We start from the raw sequence: 16,547 nt of genomic DNA, 5'->3' as shown, positions 1-16,547 counted from the left end.
CCATGAGGCTTCTCATCGGAACCGGTGGTCTGCTGGCTATTGCTTCGGCAACGGCCTGGGCGGCTACCTATGATTCGTTACCCGCACCTGCGGCCACGCCAGGCACACAGCAGGAGTACGTGCTGTATCTCGGCATTTCCGTCAACGGCAACACGCCTGTGGGTACCGTGCCGGTGAAAGTGATTAATGATCGTTATTGGATCTCCGCTGCGGTACTCAAGCAGATGTGGATCCCTGTTCCCGACGGCAAAACGCTGGTTGACGTAGGAGAGATAGCGGAGGTCAAGGTCGTTTACGACCAGCCCGGGCAAATGCTGAAATTAACCGTTCCGGATAATTGGCTGCCGGAGCAACATATTGGTAATAGTCGCGAGCAGGAGTATCTGCAGGCGATCAGTACCCCTGGGCTGTTGTTTAACTACGATTCCTATAGCCTGGCTTCTACTGGCGGCGAGCGAACCACCAGCACCTCGACGGAATTTCGCCTTTTCGGCCCAGCCGGGGTGTTTTCAAACAATGCAGTGATCAGACAGAACTGGTCATCTCGTCACGACGATAGCCAACAAGGCTATATTCGCTACGACTCGCTGTGGAAATATAGCGACCCGGAAAGTCTGCTCAGCTATCAGGCGGGGGATGTGGTAAGTAATGCTTTAACATGGAGTAGTTCAGTACGTGTTGGCGGTATTCGTCTCAGCCGTAACTTTGCGGTACGCCCTGACCTGATCACCTACCCTTTGCTCAATCTTTCCGGTAGCGCGGCGGTCCCCTCCAGTGTCGATCTCTTTATCAACGGCTACAAAGCCAGCTCAACGCAAATTAACGGCGGCCCTTATACTCTCACCAACGTACCCTACATCAGCGGCGCCGGCGAAGCGACTATCGTCACAACCGATGCGCTTGGCCGCCAGGTCTCCACTAGCGTGCCTTTTTATGTCTCCAACACTCTGCTACGCCAGGGACTCAGCGATTTCGATTTTACCCTCGGCGCGTTGCGTAATAATTACGGCACTAAAAACGCCGACTACGGTGCCGGCGCCGTCAGCGCGATCTATCGCTATGGCTTGACCAATTGGCTGACGGTGTCAACGCATACTGAAGACCGGCAAGGATTAACCAACGGCGGTATCGGCAGCGACATCACTATTGGCACGATTGGCACCTTGAGCCTGTCTGCCAGTGCGAGCCAGGGTGATAAGCAGGGCAACCAGTATTCCGCGGGCTATTCGTACTACGGCAATATCTGGGGGATTAACTATCAGCATATTCAACGCAGCGAGAATTTCGCCAATCTCTCCAGCTATCGCTCAACGACAACCCTCAGCCGTCAGTCAGACCAGGCGACATTAAGTCTCAGCCCATGGGGAAAAGTGCTTGGCGCATTTAGCCTCGGATATTTCGATATCCAGGCCCAGGACAACAGCCGCACCCGGCTGATGAACTTTTCCTGGAGCCGAAGCCTGTGGCGGAACAGCAGCTTTAACCTGAGCATCAACCGCGATTTGCAGGCAGACACCTACTCCAGCATGATGCAGATAACCATTCCCTTCGACAGTTTCGGTTCACTGCAGTTAAGCAGCCAGCGCGCCAGCTCCGGCGAGTGGGGGCAAAACGTCGCCTACAATCGTTCCGCCCCTGCGGAAGGCGGTTTCGGCTGGAATTTAGCCCACTCCATCAGTGGAGATCGCTACAGCCAGGCGGATCTGACCTGGGTGAATGATGTTTCAACCTTGAGCGGCGGTTATTACGGTTCGCAGCATGATAATCAGGGCTGGTTTGAAGCAGCAGGCTCGGTGGTAATGATGGATAGCAGCCTGTTCTTCGCGCGACGAATCAGCGATTCATTTATCGTCGTCTCGACCGCCGGCTATCCGGACGTCGCGGTCAATTATGAAAATCGAAAAGTCGGCACTACCGACGATAGCGGGCACCTGCTGATCCCGTGGGCCGCCGCCTGGTATCCGGGCAAAGTGACCCTCGACACTCTGCCGCTGCCAACCGACGTTGAGGCTAAAGTCGTCGAGAAACGCATTGCGGTGCGGGAAGCCAGCGGTGCGCTGGTTGATTTCCCGGTTACACGCGTGCGTTCGGCCTCGATAACTTTGGTTGATAAAACGGGTCATCCTTTGCCGCTGGGAACGGCCGTTGAGGAACTTACCAGCCAGCAGTCTGGCGTGGTCGGTTATGACGGTCTGGTGTGGTTTACCCATCTAAACCAGCAAAACCAATTAGTTATTCACACGGCTAACGGCGAATGCCGGGCTTTATTCACGCTGCCGGAATCTACGCCGGTGCCACAACGTATCGGCCCACTAAGCTGTGGCTAAGAATGAACGGAGATGACTTTGAAAGCGATTCTTTGGTTATGTTCATTACTCGTTATTTCAGGCTACAGCGGCTTGATACACGCAGATTGCAAGATTAAGCCTAGCTCGCCTAATTTTGGCTCAGTGAGATCGTTTGATGTGGCGGCAACTCCGCAAGGGGTAAGCGCCGGTGCAGGCTTTAGCTGTACCAACATACTATCGCTTTTTTCAACCAGCACCATTACCGCAACGCTCAAAGATTCGGCAAATAAAAGTGGCAAAATCCCTCGACTTTATAGCAGCGCTAACAACGCCTGGATCCCCTATCGAGTTTGTAAAGATGCCGGCTGTAACCCGTCGTATCAAATTGATGGTGCAATCCCCTGGACCATTAACGCGTTGGTTGATCTATTAGGCTTATTTAATACCAGTGACGGAACCATTCCGCTTTATTTCCAGACAATAGCAGGAAGTAATATCCCTGCGGGAACCTATAACGACACCTTGACCATTGAATGGAAATATCACTATTGCCTGATAGGCGCGCTGGGGATCTGCGTACCGGACGATGGCACGTTAACTTCACAAGTTCTTATAACTATGAACGTGACTAACTATTGCTATATTGATGACGCGCCCGATGTCGCCTTCTCCACAGCGGCTCTGGTAGCCGCTTTTAGCGAGGTCAGCGGGCAGTTAACTATCCGCTGCACGCAGAATGCGGCATACAGCATTAATCTTTCCAGCATCAACGCCCTTAACGGCAGTTGGCGGCAAATGAGCCAAACGATTAATTCGACAAATTATTACCTGCAATATCAGCTTTATAAAACCGACGGTAGCGCCTGGACGCCAACAGCAGATGTCAGCCTGGTGGGAAATGGCAACGCACAGCAAACAAACTTCAAAGCTCGGGTGAACGCCTCACAGAGCAATCAACCTGCTGGCGTGTACAGTGATACGGTATTGGTTACCGTGAGCTATTGATTATATTGTCACGTTTTTTTGTAAAGGGAATGTTAAGAATAACTTTGTTGTGATATAAGGGAAAAAGCTCAGCGTTCAGCCGGATGAGCATTAACGATGGATGTGTATAACTCGCTGAATAATAGATAAAAAGAGACCGAACACGATTCCTGTATTCGGTCCAGGGAAATGGCTCTTGGGAGAGAGCCGTGCGCTAAAAGTTGGCATTAATGCAGGCTAAGTCGCCTTGCCTTATAAGAATAGTTGACTGTGACAGGTTTTCCAGTCCGCGACAAAAGCGGTTGAAAAATTGCTGACAAAATCCGTTGCGCCAACAAAAAACCGCCGCGTTTTCTTACCAGACGCCGGCGGTTTTTTATCTTTAAAACAAAGTGATATAGGTAATTATCAGCAGAGTTTTTGCGCACGTTCGATAAATGGCGCCAGGCTCATTTTTTGTCCCGGATGCTGCGGGTCGTCGGCCTGGATGACAGAAATCGGCTGAGCGCTGGTCTTGCCGGCCTTCACTTCCTGCTCGGCGACATCATTCAGCGGATACTGCACCAGGGTGCTCGGGTTGATGGCGTACAGCGCATTACCCGGGCGGCAGGTTAACATGACTTCTTCACGGGTGAACGCCCAGTTGTCCTTACCCACTTCAAAACGGCTCACGGTAATCACCTGCGGCGCCGCCAGCGCGGCGCCTGAGCTTGCCAGTAATAACATTGTCAGAACGATTTTTTTCATCATTTAGCCAGTTAATTCAATTAGGTTGCCAGGTCGCGAACAGGCTGACAGCAAGTATTGCCAGCGCGGCAAGCGCCATTTCCAGCTGTGTAGTGCGTAAAATAGTTCGTTCCGCCCACGAGCCGTTACCTGACATTCGCGGTACCAGAACATACCTGTTCACCAGCGCAATTGCTACCATCCCGGCGACCAGCGCACATTTGAACAACAACACCGTTCCCCACGGTGAGTCGCCAATCAGCTGTCCCTGTATCAACAGCGTATTGCCAATCCCGCTGGCAATCGCGCCAGCCACGGCCAGATGCCCATAGTGTGAAAAACGCATCATGGCGGTTATCGCTACCTGACGCCAGCGCCCGCGCGCCAGTCGCAGACAGTAGACAAATGGCAACAGCCCGCCGGCCCATGCCGAGACGCAAAACAGATGTAACGCGTGATTGGTGCGCTGTAATGCGCCAACCCAACCATCATGCATCGCCGCATGCCCCACGCCAGCCATCAACAACAACTGCGCGCAAAATAGCAGTAACAATAGACGCGCCGGGCGACGGGGTTTGATCCACGCGACCGCCAGCGCAATCCACGCCAGCACCACCTGCCACAGCCAAACGCCGCCAAACTGCGTCCCGATAACAGCGCGCCAGATTGTGGGTTGCCAGACATCATTCCAGCCATCGCCCATCAACCCGCCCTGCGCCATCAGCATCAAGGTAGCTGAAATAGCGCTAATCATTAGCAGGTAGCGCAGCAGTGGATAAAAGCGCTGCATCAACAGGCGACGCAGCGAGACTGGCGCCCACCATGCGCCGTACAGCGCGCAACCGAAGGCCGTCATCAATGAGATGAAGTGGACAAACCGCAGGCCGACATACACTCCCGACAGCATGGATTACTTCACGCTGAAGTGGTATTGCCCTTTGGTCTTATGGCCGTCAACGGAGACCACATGCCACTCTACGGTGTACTCGCCCGCCGCCAGCGGTTCATTCAGCGGCAGCGTTAATTGCGCTTTATTACCGTCGCTGCGGGCCAGTTTGCCGGTAGCGACAGGTTTATTCTGCGGGCCGTTGAGGGTCACGCCGCTGAAGGAGAGCTCGACGCCTTCACTAAACGTTAACGTAAGCGCCTGCGGCGAAACGGAGACCGTCGAATCGGCCGCCGGGATTTGTTGTTGCAGATGAGCATGAGCAAAAGCGCTGGCGGTGGTTAACATAGCGCTGAGAAATACGGCGGCACTTAGCGCGCGTCCGGCGATGGTTCGCATAAACATCATTCCTTTTTGTTATGTATGTTGGACAGAGAATAACCCTGTATAATAGCAGAGTCGAGCTAAGCATCCGGGACTTGCCTTTCAGCGTCACGCTTAGTAACTTTTGCGCCGTAATGAAGGAGGTACTGATGGCAAATAATCTGGCAAAAATTTCGCAAGATGAAATGGACAAGGTCAACGTTGACCTCGCAGCGGCCGGCGTCGCCTTTAAAGAACGCTACAATATGCCCGTCGTTGCCGATCTCGTCGAGCGAGAGCAACCGGCTCACCTGCGCGACTGGTTTCGTGAACGATTGATCGCGCACCGTCTGGCATCCGTGTCACTTTCCCGCCTGCCGTATGAACCGAAAGCGAAATGATTGCTCATTCCTTGAGGATCCCCCCATTGGCAACCGCCGCACATTCTATTACGCTGGGGTTTTTGGCGAGGAGTAAGCCATGCTGCGCGTAATCGATACCGAAACCTGCGGTTTGCAGGGCGGCATTGTTGAAATTGCCTCCGTCGATATCATCGACGGCCGGATAACCAATCCCATGAGTCATCTGGTGCGCCCTGACCGCCCAATCAGCCCGCAGGCAATGGCAATCCATCGCATCACTGAAGAGATGGTGGCCGATAAGCCCTGGATTGAAGAAATCGTGCCGCACTACCAGGGCAGCCCATGGTATGTCGCCCATAACGCCAGCTTTGATCGCCGGGTATTACCGGAAATGAACGGCGAGTGGATTTGTACTATGAAGCTGGCGCGCCGCCTGTGGCCGGGGATTAAGTACAGCAATATGGGGTTGTATAAGTCGCGCAAGCTGAGCGTAGCCACACCGCCGGGTTTGCATCACCACCGCGCGCTGTACGACTGCTATATCACCGCCGCCCTACTGTTGGATATCATGCAGGTTTCCGGCTGGTCGCCGGATGAAATGGCCGACATAACCGGCCGCCCGGCGCTGCTGACTACCTTTACCTTCGGCAAATATCGCGGCAAAGCGGTGTCGGAAGTGGCGGAAAACGATCCAGGTTATTTACGTTGGCTGTTCAATAACCTGGACCGGATGAGCCCGGAACTGCGTCTGACCCTCAAACATTATCTCGGCGAATAACGCTACACTTCCACCTTGCCGGGCAAAGTCCCTTGCGCGAGGGCGATTAAAAAGGCGTACTCCAATGCCACGCCCTCGTAGCTTTTAAACCGTCCCGACTTACCGCCATGTCCGGAATCCATATCGGTACATAACAGCAGCAGATTGTCGTCGGTTTTCAGCTCGCGTAGCTTCGCCACCCACTTCGCGGGCTCCCAATATTGCACCTGCGAATCATGCAGCCCGGTGGTCACTAACATATGCGGATAAGCCTGGGCTGAGACGCCATCATAGGGGCTATAGCTCTTCATATAGTGATAATAGGTTTCGTCCTGCGGATTCCCCCACTCCTCAAACTCACCGGTCGTGAGCGGAATAGATTCGTCGAGCATGGTGGTCAGTACGTCAACAAACGGCACCTGCGCCACCACGCCGTGGAACAAATCCGGTCGTTGGTTAATCGCCACGCCCATCAACATGCCGCCGGCGCTGCCGCCCATGCCATAACATAATTTAGGGTCGCCATATCCCTGCGCCAGCAGCGCATCGCAGACGTCCAGATAATCGTTAAAGGTATTCTTCTTGTTGAGGAATTTGCCGTCTTCATACCACTGCTGTCCAAGTTCGCCGCCGCCGCGAATATGGGCTATTGCAAAGACAAAACCTCGATCCAGCAGGCTCAAACGGCTGGCGCTAAAATCAGCGTCCATGCTGGCGCCGTAAGAGCCATAGCCGTACACCAGTAACGGGTTGGCCCCTTTGCGAAAGTGTTCGCGGTGATAAACCAGCGATACCGGCACCTCCACGCCGTCACGCGCTTTCACCCACAGGTGTTCGCTGCGATAACAGGCGGCGTCAAAGCCCTGCACTTCCTGTTGCTTGATAACCCGCCGCTCGCCGGTATCCATATCCAGCTCAAATAGCGTATCCGGGGTGGTCATCGATGAATAACCGTAGCGCAGCCTTGATGTTTCTGGTTCGGGATTATAGGCAAGCCAGGTGACGTAAGCGGGATCGTCAAAGGCAATGCCAACCACTTCCCGCGTTTTACGGTTGATCTGCCGCAGGCTGGTCAATCCCCGCTGACGCTCCTCGACCACCAGCCAGTCGGTGAATAGAGTAAAACCTTCGAGCATCACATCGGGACGCGCCGGGATCAGCGTCTGCCACTGGTCTTCGTCGCGGAGCACGGTGCGGTAAAGCCCGAAGTTTTTGCCATCGCGATTAGAACGCAGATAAAACGCGTGCTGATAATGATCGAGGCTATATTCATGATCCTTGCGTCGTGGCAAAAAACACACCGGCTCCGCATCGGGAAGCTCCGGGTTAAGTAATAACACTTCGCTGGTAGTGGCGCTGGCAAGGTAAATCACCACAAACTGCTGGGAGGTGGTCTTATGCACGCTGACATAAAACGTGTCGTCTTTCTCTTCGTAGACCAGTACATCGTTATCTGCGGTGGTACCAACGGCATGTCGCCAGACCTGATACGGCAGCAGCGTCGTCGGGTGTTTGCGCACGTACCACAAGAAGCGAGAGTCATTGCTCCAGGCGAATCCTGGCGTGACGTTTTCCAGGATCTCCGCCGACCATTCGCCGCTGCTCAGATCCTTAAAACGTAAGCCATACTGACGTCGTGAAAGGTAATCTTCCGCCACCGCCATCAGTTGGTTGTTCGGCGCGACGCCTAATCCGCCGAGGGTGTAAAATTCGCTTTTCGCCGCCCGTTGGTTGGCATCAAGCAAAATCTCCCATTCATCCCACTCTTCTTTGAGCACTGACTGACGTTGGTAGATCGCATATTCACAGCCCGGTTCATAAACCTGGCGATAGCGGTAGCCATTTTTGCTATAGGGAGCGGAGACCTCCCGCTGCGGAATGCGATCGATGATTTCCTTCAGCACCCGCTCCTGCAGGCTGCTTTGCGAGTCCATCACCTTTTTACCGTAGTCATTTTCCTGATGGAGATAGTCCAGCACTTCCGGGCGCGCGCGTTCGTCATCGCGCAGCCAGTAGTAATTATCGATGCGAGTGTCGCCATGTAGCGTCATGGCGTGGGGGATCCGTTTAGCTTTCGGTAGCATGCGTTATTCTTCTGCGTCTTATTATGGAATCACAAAATCACTCAGGGCATCGTGCGCCCTGAACGATGTCGTGTCTATAAGGGTGGCAAAAGTGGCCAGCGATGCAAGCGGAACGCTCTCTTTTAAGAATCAAGCGCCTGCTTTTGCGCCTGAACATCGCGTTCTATCTCTTCTCGGACATCTTCAGGCAGTTTAAGCGCGTCACCGAGCGCATCCAGGTAGCTGCGCTCCATAAAATGGTCGATATCAATTACCGCGCAGCTGAGGTAGTAAATTTCCAGCGCTTCTTGCCCATCGCGCACGCTTTGCGCCAGCCGTTGCGGGTCGAGCGGCTGGGTTAAAACCCTGTCGATCAACACCCGGCCCTGCACGTCGATGTTCGCCGCTCGCAACTGCTCTTCTATATGCTGACGTTCACGCTCGTCAATATGACCGTCGCTTTTGGCGGCGAAGACTAACGCGGTAATCAGCCGCTCGCTGCGCGCATCGAGCACAACCGGTTCCTGGGTAGACGCTGTTGATGTCTGTGTCGCGATATCTGCCTGCTGGCCGCGCATTTTTTGCTGATACTTATTCCACAGCACGCTGCCGGCCACCGCGCCACCGCCAACCAGCAGCGCGCCGGTGCCATATTTCGCCAGCAGCTTACGCGATGATTTGCTGGCGACCAACAAGCCAGCAAGGCCGCCCAAGGCGCCGGGCAGCAGGTTTTTAGCGGATGAAGATTTTTCAGCGGAGACGGGATTGCCCTGCTGGCCCAGCAGGGACTGGAGTTGATTAAGCCAGTTAGCCATAACATTCCTCATAGCGCGAGATGCAATGCCATCAGCCTAAACGACGAGACGTCAGGAAATGTTATGACTGGCTAAAGATGCGAAAATTTCCGCTTCGCCGGTTATCAGGCGGCCTTTGCTTTGCGCGGCTTTTTCGCGGCGCCTTCTTCGGCGGCACCAGGCTGAGCTTCATCCTCTGTAGGCGCAGACTCCGGCATTTCTGCCGCCGCCTCAGCATGCTCTTCTGCTTCCGGCAATTTCCCTGACTTCAGAATGTGGTGTAAGGCGTCTTTGCGCTCGGCCAGCCACATCGACATATTGTCACGCTGAGCTTCATCCAATTCCAGCGGGCACGTGACCAGCCAGTCATTGAGCACCTCTGCCAAATCGAGCATTTTGTCGTAAGCATCGGCCTCTTTTTTGCTGGCAAAAGACATTTTTTCCTCACCTTCACGGATCACGACGTATTTGATTTCAACCGCCATTGTGCAGCCTCTTTATACTGTATTTATATACAGCATATCAAATTTCGCCGCTGTTCTCAACTTACGCGTGTAAAGACAGACGCAAACGTTTTCGTTTATAATGCGCGCCATGTTCTGTTTACGCTGAGAGTAGGTTATGACTTTATTAGGCACCGCGCTGCGCCCCGCGGCCACGAAGGTAATGTTGTTAGGTTCCGGCGAGCTCGGAAAAGAAGTCGCCATTGAGTGCCAGCGGTTGGGTATTGAAACCATCGCCGTCGACCGCTATCCCGATGCGCCGGCGATGCAGGTGGCCCATCGTTCGCACGTCATCAATATGCTGCACGGCGACGCGCTGCGTGAACTGATCGCCTTAGAAAAGCCGGATTATATCGTGCCGGAGATCGAAGCCATTGCTACCGACACGCTTGTTGAGCTGGAGCTGGCCGGGCAAAAAGTAGTGCCGACGGCGAGAGCCGCAAAACTCACCATGAATCGCGAAGGCATTCGCCGCCTCGCGGCCGAAGAGCTGCAAATTCCCACCTCTGCCTATCGTTTTGCCGACAGTGAAGAGGGGTTCCGCGCTGCCGTCGACGAAATTGGTTTGCCTTGTATCATTAAGCCGGTGATGAGCTCCTCCGGTAAAGGCCAGAGCTTTATCCGCTCGGCTGACCAGCTCAGCGCCGCCTGGCAATACGCCCAACAAGGCGGGCGAGCAGGCGCCGGACGCGTCATCGTCGAAGGGGTGGTAAATTTTGATTTTGAAATTACGCTGCTCACCGTCAGCGCCGTCGACGGCGTCCACTTTTGCGCCCCGGTAGGCCATCGTCAGGAAGATGGCGACTACCGTGAATCCTGGCAGCCGCAGCAGATGAGCGATCTCGCGCTGCAACGCGCGCAGGAGATCGCCCGCAAAGTGGTGCTGGCGCTGGGGGGATATGGACTGTTCGGCGTTGAATTGTTCGTTTGCGGCGATGAAGTGATCTTCAGCGAAGTCTCCCCTCGCCCGCACGATACCGGTATGGTCACTCTGATCTCGCAGGATCTTTCGGAATTCGCCCTGCACGTTCGCGCCTTCCTCGGCCTGCCGATCGGCGCCATCCGCCAGTATGGACCGGCGGCATCGGCGGTGATTTTACCGCAGCTAACCAGTGAGAACGTGACCTTTAGCAATCTACAGGCCGCCGTCGGCGCGAGTCTGCAGTTGCGTCTGTTCGGTAAACCGGAGATCGCCGGCGCGCGTCGCCTGGGGGTTACCCTGGCGGTTGCTGACAACGTCGATGAAGCCATCAGCCGCGCCAAAACCGCTGCCGCCGCGGTCGTCGTGAAGGGATAAAAAAAAGCCCGGTCGCTCACGCGGACCGGGCTTCTGTCATTACAGGCGCAGAAATTATTTCGCGCCTTCTACCGCTTCGCGGGCCAGTTTGGTGATGCGATCGTAGTCGCCGTTTTCCAGCGCGTCGGCCGGAACCAGCCAGGAGCCGCCGATGCACAGCACGCTGTTCAGCGCCAGATAGTCGCGGTAATTCGCCGGAGAGATGCCGCCGGTCGGGCAAAAACGAATGTGGCCGAATGGACCGGCAATCGCCTGCAACGCTTTCACGCCGCCGTTCGCTTCCGCCGGGAAGAATTTGAACTCTTTCAGGCCATACTGCATGCCCAGCATCAGCTCGGATACGGTGCTAATACCCGGGATCAGCGGGATGGTGCCTTCGCCGGTCGCCGCTTTCAGCAGGGATTCGGTCAGGCCCGGGCTGATAGCGAACTGCGCGCCTGCTTCAGTAACGGCTTTCAGCTGCTCAACGTTGGTCACGGTCCCGGCGCCGACAATCGCCTCCGGCACTTCTTTGGCGATAGCGCGGATAGCTTCCAGCGCGCATTCGGTGCGCAGCGTAACTTCCAGAACGCGTACACCACCGGCAACCAGCGCTTTCGCCATTGGCACCGCGTGTTCCAGCTTTTTCACCACGATAACCGGTACGACCGGGCCGTTAGTGAGGATTGCTTCTGCAGTTGTTTTCCAGTTTTTCATCAGAGTTTTCTCTCGCCAGATCTACAAATCGAATCGTCTTAAAAAGTAATGCAGGTTGCGCCCTGCTCGGCTCCGGAGAGCTTCTCACGCAGCGCGCCGAACATCTCGCGGCCGGTTCCGACCCGCGAGCTGCTCAGGTCAGGAATATGCGGCTGGCGTGCGGCCAGTTCAGCTTCATCTACCAGCAGGGTCAACTCGCCGGTCTGCCCGTTAACGCGAATCATGTCGCCATCGCGCACTTTCGCCAGCAGCCCGCCATCGTAGGCTTCAGGAGTAACATGGATGGCTGACGGTACCTTGCCTGATGCGCCGGAAAGTCGGCCATCGGTGACCAGCGCAATTTTGAAACGGCGGTCCAATAATACACCAAGTGGCGGCATAAGTTTATGTAATTCTGGCATGCCGTTCGCTTTCGGCCCCTGATGGCGTACAACGACTACACAATCTTTATCCAGCAGTCCCGCTTCAAACGCCGGCAGTACGTCGTGCTGGCTCTCAAAGACGACCGCTGGCGCTTCGATAATCTGGTTCTCAACCGGCACCGCGGAGGTCTTCATGACCGCACGACCGAGGTTACCGCTCAGCACTTTGGTACCGCCATGGCGGGAGAATGGTTTCTCGAAGGTAGCGATGACCTGATCGTCAAGCGGCGCGGTCGCCCCTTCACGCCAGTCCAGCTCACCGTTATTCAGCCAGGGTTCCATGGTGTAACGCGACAAGCCGAAGCCGGCGACGGTATTGACATCTTCATGCAGCAATCCGCCTTTCAGCAGCTCGCGCACCAGTACCGGCACGCCGCCTGCCGCTTGGAAGTGGTTAATGTCCGCCGGACCGTTTGGATACAGACGCGCCAGCAGCGGCACCACATCGGAAAGATCGGAGAAATCATCCCAGTTAATGATAATGCCCGCCGCGCGCGCCATCGCCACCAGGTGCATCGTATGGTTGGTGGAGCCGCCGGTCGCCAGCAGCGCAACGATACCGTTGACCACCACTTTTTCGTCAATCATTTTACCCAGCGGCATCCACTCATTGCCGTTGCCGGTCATGCGCGTCACCTGACGAGCTGCGGCGCTGGTCAGCGCTTCGCGCAACGGGGCGTCCGGATGAACAAACGAGGAACCTGGCAGCTGCATGCCCATAAACTCAACCACCATCTGGTTGGTGTTGGCGGTACCGTAGAAGGTACAGGTGCCCGGGGCATGATAAGAGGCAGCTTCGGATTCAAGCAGCGCCATACGGTCAACTTTACCTTCGGCGTACAGCTGACGAATGCGCACTTTTTCTTTATTCGGCAGGCCGCTGGCCATCGGGCCGGACGGAATAAACACCGACGGCAGATGGCCGAAGGAAAGCGCCGCCATGGTCAGACCGGGAACAATTTTATCGCATACGCCAAGATACAACGCGCCGTCGAACATATTGTGCGACAGACCGATGGCGGCAGACATGGCAATCACTTCGCGGCTCAGCAGCGACAGCTCCATGCCATCCTGGCCCTGCGTCACGCCGTCACACATTGCCGGCACGCCACCAGCCACTTGCCCTACCGCATTGGCGGAGTGCAAGGCTTTACGGATGATATCCGGATAATGTTCATAAGGCTGGTGAGCGGACAACATATCGTTATAGGAGGTGATAATAGCGATGTTGTTGCGCAACATGCTCTTCAGCGACGCTTTATCATCTGCCTGACAGGCGGCAAAACCGTGCGCCAGGTTACCGCAGGCCAACTGCGAACGATGGACGGTATCGCTTTTGGCTTGATTAATTCGTGCGAGGTAGGCTGAGCGGGTTTCGCGTGACCGTTCGATAATGCGATTTGTTACCCGTAACATTGTCGAATTCATAGAGGCTCCTCAAAATTTATCTGTCCGGCCACCGCGCGATGACGACGAAAAATGGTGTAAATGGCACCACCACTGGGGCTCAGGGGCAAAATGTCTACAGGCAGTGTAATAAAAAAAGCCCCGGGGGTGAATCCTCCCGGGGCTTAAAAGATTAAAAATTATGCGCCAGACTGCGCCAGATCATGTTACCGGTAAAATAACTCTCCCGGATTAACGCTAGTCTTACTCGAATTCGTTCCAGGAACGGCCATCGCGGGTGATCATCGCCACCGACGCCACCGGTCCCCAGGTACCAGCCTGGTAAGGCTTCGGCGCATCGCCGTCGGCCGCCCATGCGCCGGTAATGGAGTCAACCCACTTCCACGCTTCTTCCACTTCATCGCGACGCACGAACAGCGCCTGAATACCGCGCATGGTTTCCAGCAGCAGGCGTTCATAGGCATCCGCTAAGTGCGTCTGATTGAAGGTTTCGGAGTAGCTCAGATCCAGCTTGGTGATCTGCAGATTATGCTTGTGATCGAGGCCTGGAACTTTGTTAAGCACCTGAATATCCACACCTTCATCCGGCTGCAGACGAATGGTCAATTTATTCTGCGGCAGCTCCTGCCAGGTCTCTTTGAACAGGTTCAATTCCGGAGTTTTGAAGTACACCACCACTTCGGAGCATTTCGTCGGCAGGCGTTTACCGGTACGCAAGTAGAACGGCACCCCAGCCCAACGCCAGTTATCGATATCCACGCGAATGGCTACGAAGGTCTCCGTGTTGCTGGATTTGTTAGCGCCCTCTTCTTCCAGATAGCCCGGTACTTTTTTACCTTGCGCGAACCCGGCGGTGTACTGACCGCGGACGGTTTTCTCACGCACGTTCGAGCGATCGATACGGCGCAGCGATTTCAGCACTTTCACTTTTTCATCGCGGATGCTGTCGGCAGTCAGATCCGACGGCGGCGACATGGCGATCATGCACAGGATCTGCAGCAAATGGTTCTGGATCATGTCGCGCATCTGCCCGGCTTGATCGAAATAACCCCAGCGGCCTTCAATACCCACTTCTTCCGCCACGGTGATTTCAACGTGGTCAATGGTGCGGCAGTCCCAGTTATTCACAAACAGGGAGTTAGCAAAGCGCAGCGCCAGCAGGTTCAGTACCGTCTCTTTACCCAGATAATGGTCGATGCGGTAAACCTGGCACTCTTCGAAATACTCGCCCACCTGGTCATTAATTTCCCGGGAGGTTTCCAGCGAGGTACCGAGCGGTTTTTCCATCACCACCCGCGCGGGCTTGGCATTCAGCTTCGCTTCGCCCAGGCCTTTGCAGATAGCGCCGAACGTGCTTGGCGGCATCGCGAAGTAGTTAATGGTGACGCGGTTTTCCTGATCCAGCATATCGCCCAGACGCGTAAAACCGCTGGTATCGTTGACATCAAGATTACAGAAGTCCAGACGACCGCTCAGGGTATCCCATAAACCTTCGTCGATTTTCTCTTTCATGAAGGTTTCTAACGCTTCACGCACAACTTTGGTGTAAGCGTCTTTATCCCAATCAGCGCGACCGACGCCGATGATGCGGGTTTCAGGGTTAATCTGGCCAGCTTTTTCAAGCTGATACAGGGAAGGCAACAGTTTACGGCGCGCGAGGTCACCTTTCGCGCCGAAAATGACCAGATCGCATGCCTGGGCCGTTTGCGTTACCGCCATGTCATTCTCCTCAGTTGATAGTCTGGTGCTTATGCCAGGCTAAATTTGTAATTTTCTTACGCTGCACTGTACTGTGTTTACGAATTTCCTGAAACCCTTGGCGGTGCTTTCCCGACGTTACCGCACATAGAGGAAAAGCGTTCGCCGACAAATTGGGCATCAGGCTAAGAATGTTCGTTGTTTCGTCTGGTTTTCAGTTAGTAAAATACGACTCTGATCATGTAATGAAAAAAAACGACATTTTTTCTCGTCATTCCTCACCGCTTCTGATTGCGGAGGGGTATATTCTTGCTAAAACGCCTGATGATTTCACCCATTAATGAAATCGTTTCCATTGATGAGCGCCTGTAAACAATGAACATGCTGGAAAAAATCCAGTCCCGACTGGAAAACCTTAGCAAATCTGAACGCAAAGTGGCGGAAGTCATTCTTGCCACACCGGCGCAGGCCATTCACTCAAGCATAGCGGCCCTCGCGCTGGAAGCCGGCGTCAGCGAGCCGACCGTAAACCGATTTTGTCGCAGCCTGGAAACCCGGGGGTTCCCCGATTTTAAACTGCACCTGGCGCAAAGTCTGGCACACGGTACCCTCTATGTTAACCGTAATGTCGATGAAGACGACAGCGTCGAATCCTATACGGCGAAAATTTTCGAATCGGCGATGGCCAGCCTCGATCAGGTACATCATGCGCTGGATATGTCCGCGGTCAACCGGGCAGTCGATCTGCTTACCCAGGCGAAGAAAATTTCCTTCTTCGGCCTGGGGTCTTCAGCAGCCGTCGCGCATGACGCGATGAATAAATTTTTCCGTTTTAACGTCCCGGTCATCTACTCCGACGATATTGTCCTACAGCGCATGAGCTGTATGAATTGTAACGATGATGACGTGGTGGTCATCATTTCACATACCGGACGCACCAAAAGCCTGGTTGAACTGGCGCAGTTAGCGCGTGAAAACGATGCCATGGTCATTGCCATCACTTCGGCCGGGACCCCGCTGGCGCGGGAGTCGACGCTGGCCATTACCCTGGATGTTCCGGAAGACACCGATATTTATATGCCGATGGTGTCGCGCCTGGCCCAGCTCACGGTAATTGATGTGCTGGCGACCGGCTTTACCCTGCGCCGTGGAGCAAAATTCAGAGATAACTTGAAGAGGGTCAAGGAAGCGCTGAAGGAATCGCGCTTTGATAAAGAACTACTCATTAGTAGTGATAAACAATAATAGTCATTATAAGTCAGAGACCAATTATATCCCGGTAGCGTAGCAGTTCCGCCCGT

Annotated in this window: 14 protein-coding genes and 1 pseudogene; 6 read left to right on the top strand and 9 right to left on the bottom strand. The window is 54.7% G+C overall.

Annotated elements, in window-relative coordinates:
* Nucleotides 1–2 precede the first annotated feature (2 nt).
* Nucleotides 3–2,327 (top strand): fimbria/pilus outer membrane usher protein, encoded by a 2,325-nt coding sequence (locus tag ABLV07_RS05165; protein ID WP_045360584.1) that lies wholly within the window; start codon nucleotides 3–5, stop codon nucleotides 2,325–2,327.
* 12 nt (nucleotides 2,328–2,339) lie between these two features.
* Nucleotides 2,340–3,293, top strand: coding sequence for a spore coat U domain-containing protein (locus ABLV07_RS05160; RefSeq protein ID WP_100279670.1), 954 nt, complete (start codon nucleotides 2,340–2,342; stop codon nucleotides 3,291–3,293).
* 387 nt (nucleotides 3,294–3,680) lie between these two features.
* Here the strand turns inward: ABLV07_RS05160 and ABLV07_RS05155 are convergent, their stop codons facing one another.
* Genes ABLV07_RS05155 through yobA form a run of 3 tightly spaced genes read right to left on the bottom strand, consistent with a single transcriptional unit; the run spans nucleotide 3,681 to nucleotide 5,283 of the window.
* Nucleotides 3,681–4,022: a YebY family protein gene (locus ABLV07_RS05155; protein WP_015705946.1), complete on the bottom strand. Its 342-nt coding sequence runs from the start codon at nucleotides 4,020–4,022 to the stop codon at nucleotides 3,681–3,683.
* Nucleotides 4,023–4,035: 13 nt separating this feature from the next.
* Nucleotides 4,036–4,905 (bottom strand): copper homeostasis membrane protein CopD, encoded by an 870-nt coding sequence (gene copD / locus ABLV07_RS05150; protein ID WP_042893412.1) that lies wholly within the window; start codon nucleotides 4,903–4,905, stop codon nucleotides 4,036–4,038.
* 3 nt (nucleotides 4,906–4,908) lie between these two features.
* A complete protein-coding gene (gene yobA / locus ABLV07_RS05145; RefSeq protein WP_015366008.1) occupies nucleotides 4,909–5,283 on the bottom strand; it encodes a CopC domain-containing protein YobA in 375 nt (124 codons plus the stop codon).
* A gap of 134 nt (nucleotides 5,284–5,417) precedes the next feature.
* On the opposite strand from yobA, the gene ABLV07_RS05140 reads away from it, so the two are divergent.
* Nucleotides 5,418–5,648, top strand: coding sequence for a DNA polymerase III subunit theta (locus ABLV07_RS05140; RefSeq protein WP_015366007.1), 231 nt, complete (start codon nucleotides 5,418–5,420; stop codon nucleotides 5,646–5,648).
* Nucleotides 5,649–5,727: 79 nt separating this feature from the next.
* Complete coding sequence (gene exoX, locus ABLV07_RS05135) at nucleotides 5,728–6,387, top strand: exodeoxyribonuclease X (RefSeq protein ID WP_015366006.1); 660 nt, start codon at nucleotides 5,728–5,730, stop codon at nucleotides 6,385–6,387.
* 2 nt (nucleotides 6,388–6,389) lie between these two features.
* Here exoX and ptrB read toward each other — a convergent pair whose 3' ends face one another.
* The 3 genes from ptrB to ABLV07_RS05120 all read right to left on the bottom strand — a co-directional run bounded on the left by ptrB (nucleotide 6,390) and on the right by ABLV07_RS05120 (nucleotide 9,708).
* Complete coding sequence (gene ptrB / locus ABLV07_RS05130; RefSeq protein ID WP_032708611.1) at nucleotides 6,390–8,450, bottom strand: oligopeptidase B; 2,061 nt, start codon at nucleotides 8,448–8,450, stop codon at nucleotides 6,390–6,392.
* Between the two features lie 122 nt (nucleotides 8,451–8,572).
* Nucleotides 8,573–9,244 carry a DUF533 domain-containing protein gene (locus ABLV07_RS05125; protein WP_015705950.1) on the bottom strand — a complete coding sequence of 224 codons (672 nt, stop codon included), beginning with the start codon at nucleotides 9,242–9,244 and terminating at the stop codon, nucleotides 8,573–8,575.
* 104 nt (nucleotides 9,245–9,348) lie between these two features.
* Nucleotides 9,349–9,708 (bottom strand): YebG family protein, encoded by a 360-nt coding sequence (locus tag ABLV07_RS05120; protein WP_015705951.1) that lies wholly within the window; start codon nucleotides 9,706–9,708, stop codon nucleotides 9,349–9,351.
* A gap of 136 nt (nucleotides 9,709–9,844) precedes the next feature.
* Between ABLV07_RS05120 and purT the strand changes: the two genes are divergently transcribed.
* Nucleotides 9,845–11,023, top strand: coding sequence for a formate-dependent phosphoribosylglycinamide formyltransferase (gene purT / locus ABLV07_RS05115; protein ID WP_015366002.1), 1,179 nt, complete (start codon nucleotides 9,845–9,847; stop codon nucleotides 11,021–11,023).
* A 54-nt stretch (nucleotides 11,024–11,077) separates the two neighbouring features.
* Here the strand turns inward: purT and ABLV07_RS05110 are convergent, their stop codons facing one another.
* The 3 genes from ABLV07_RS05110 to zwf form a co-directional block, all read right to left on the bottom strand.
* The gene (locus ABLV07_RS05110; RefSeq protein WP_015366001.1) at nucleotides 11,078–11,719 is read right to left on the bottom strand and encodes a bifunctional 4-hydroxy-2-oxoglutarate aldolase/2-dehydro-3-deoxy-phosphogluconate aldolase; all 642 of its coding nucleotides are present in this window, start codon (nucleotides 11,717–11,719) and stop codon (nucleotides 11,078–11,080) included.
* 38 nt (nucleotides 11,720–11,757) lie between these two features.
* Nucleotides 11,758–13,569: a phosphogluconate dehydratase gene (gene edd, locus ABLV07_RS05105; protein WP_015366000.1), complete on the bottom strand. Its 1,812-nt coding sequence runs from the start codon at nucleotides 13,567–13,569 to the stop codon at nucleotides 11,758–11,760.
* Nucleotides 13,570–13,791: 222 nt separating this feature from the next.
* Nucleotides 13,792–15,267: a glucose-6-phosphate dehydrogenase gene (gene zwf / locus ABLV07_RS05100; protein ID WP_015365999.1), complete on the bottom strand. Its 1,476-nt coding sequence runs from the start codon at nucleotides 15,265–15,267 to the stop codon at nucleotides 13,792–13,794.
* 319 nt (nucleotides 15,268–15,586) lie between these two features.
* Here zwf and ABLV07_RS05095 point away from each other — a divergent pair.
* A pseudogene (locus tag ABLV07_RS05095) lies at nucleotides 15,587–16,491 on the top strand (MurR/RpiR family transcriptional regulator).
* Nucleotides 16,492–16,547 lie beyond the last annotated feature (56 nt).

Source organism: Klebsiella sp. CN_Kp097 (genome assembly GCF_040064495.1).
Classification (GTDB): Bacteria; Pseudomonadota; Gammaproteobacteria; order Enterobacterales; family Enterobacteriaceae; genus Klebsiella; species Klebsiella aerogenes.
The sequence above is the reverse complement of the archived record's forward strand: the minus strand, read 5'-3'. Positions and strand labels throughout refer to the sequence as shown.

Excerpts from the sequence above, each read along its gene's own strand:
- ABLV07_RS05165 (WP_045360584.1), top strand. The coding sequence starts at position 3 with ATGAGGCTTCTCATCGGAACCGGTGGTCTGCTGGCTATTGCTTCGGCA.
- ABLV07_RS05160 (WP_100279670.1), top strand. The coding sequence starts at position 2,340 with ATGACTTTGAAAGCGATTCTTTGGTTATGTTCATTACTCGTTATTTCA.
- ABLV07_RS05155 (WP_015705946.1), bottom strand. The coding sequence starts at position 4,022 with ATGATGAAAAAAATCGTTCTGACAATGTTATTACTGGCAAGCTCAGGC.
- copD (WP_042893412.1), bottom strand. The coding sequence starts at position 4,905 with ATGCTGTCGGGAGTGTATGTCGGCCTGCGGTTTGTCCACTTCATCTCA.
- yobA (WP_015366008.1), bottom strand. The coding sequence starts at position 5,283 with ATGCGAACCATCGCCGGACGCGCGCTAAGTGCCGCCGTATTTCTCAGC.
- ABLV07_RS05140 (WP_015366007.1), top strand. The coding sequence starts at position 5,418 with ATGGCAAATAATCTGGCAAAAATTTCGCAAGATGAAATGGACAAGGTC.
- exoX (WP_015366006.1), top strand. The coding sequence starts at position 5,728 with ATGCTGCGCGTAATCGATACCGAAACCTGCGGTTTGCAGGGCGGCATT.
- ptrB (WP_032708611.1), bottom strand. The coding sequence starts at position 8,450 with ATGCTACCGAAAGCTAAACGGATCCCCCACGCCATGACGCTACATGGC.
- ABLV07_RS05125 (WP_015705950.1), bottom strand. The coding sequence starts at position 9,244 with ATGGCTAACTGGCTTAATCAACTCCAGTCCCTGCTGGGCCAGCAGGGC.
- ABLV07_RS05120 (WP_015705951.1), bottom strand. The coding sequence starts at position 9,708 with ATGGCGGTTGAAATCAAATACGTCGTGATCCGTGAAGGTGAGGAAAAA.
- purT (WP_015366002.1), top strand. The coding sequence starts at position 9,845 with ATGACTTTATTAGGCACCGCGCTGCGCCCCGCGGCCACGAAGGTAATG.
- ABLV07_RS05110 (WP_015366001.1), bottom strand. The coding sequence starts at position 11,719 with ATGAAAAACTGGAAAACAACTGCAGAAGCAATCCTCACTAACGGCCCG.
- edd (WP_015366000.1), bottom strand. The coding sequence starts at position 13,569 with ATGAATTCGACAATGTTACGGGTAACAAATCGCATTATCGAACGGTCA.
- zwf (WP_015365999.1), bottom strand. The coding sequence starts at position 15,267 with ATGGCGGTAACGCAAACGGCCCAGGCATGCGATCTGGTCATTTTCGGC.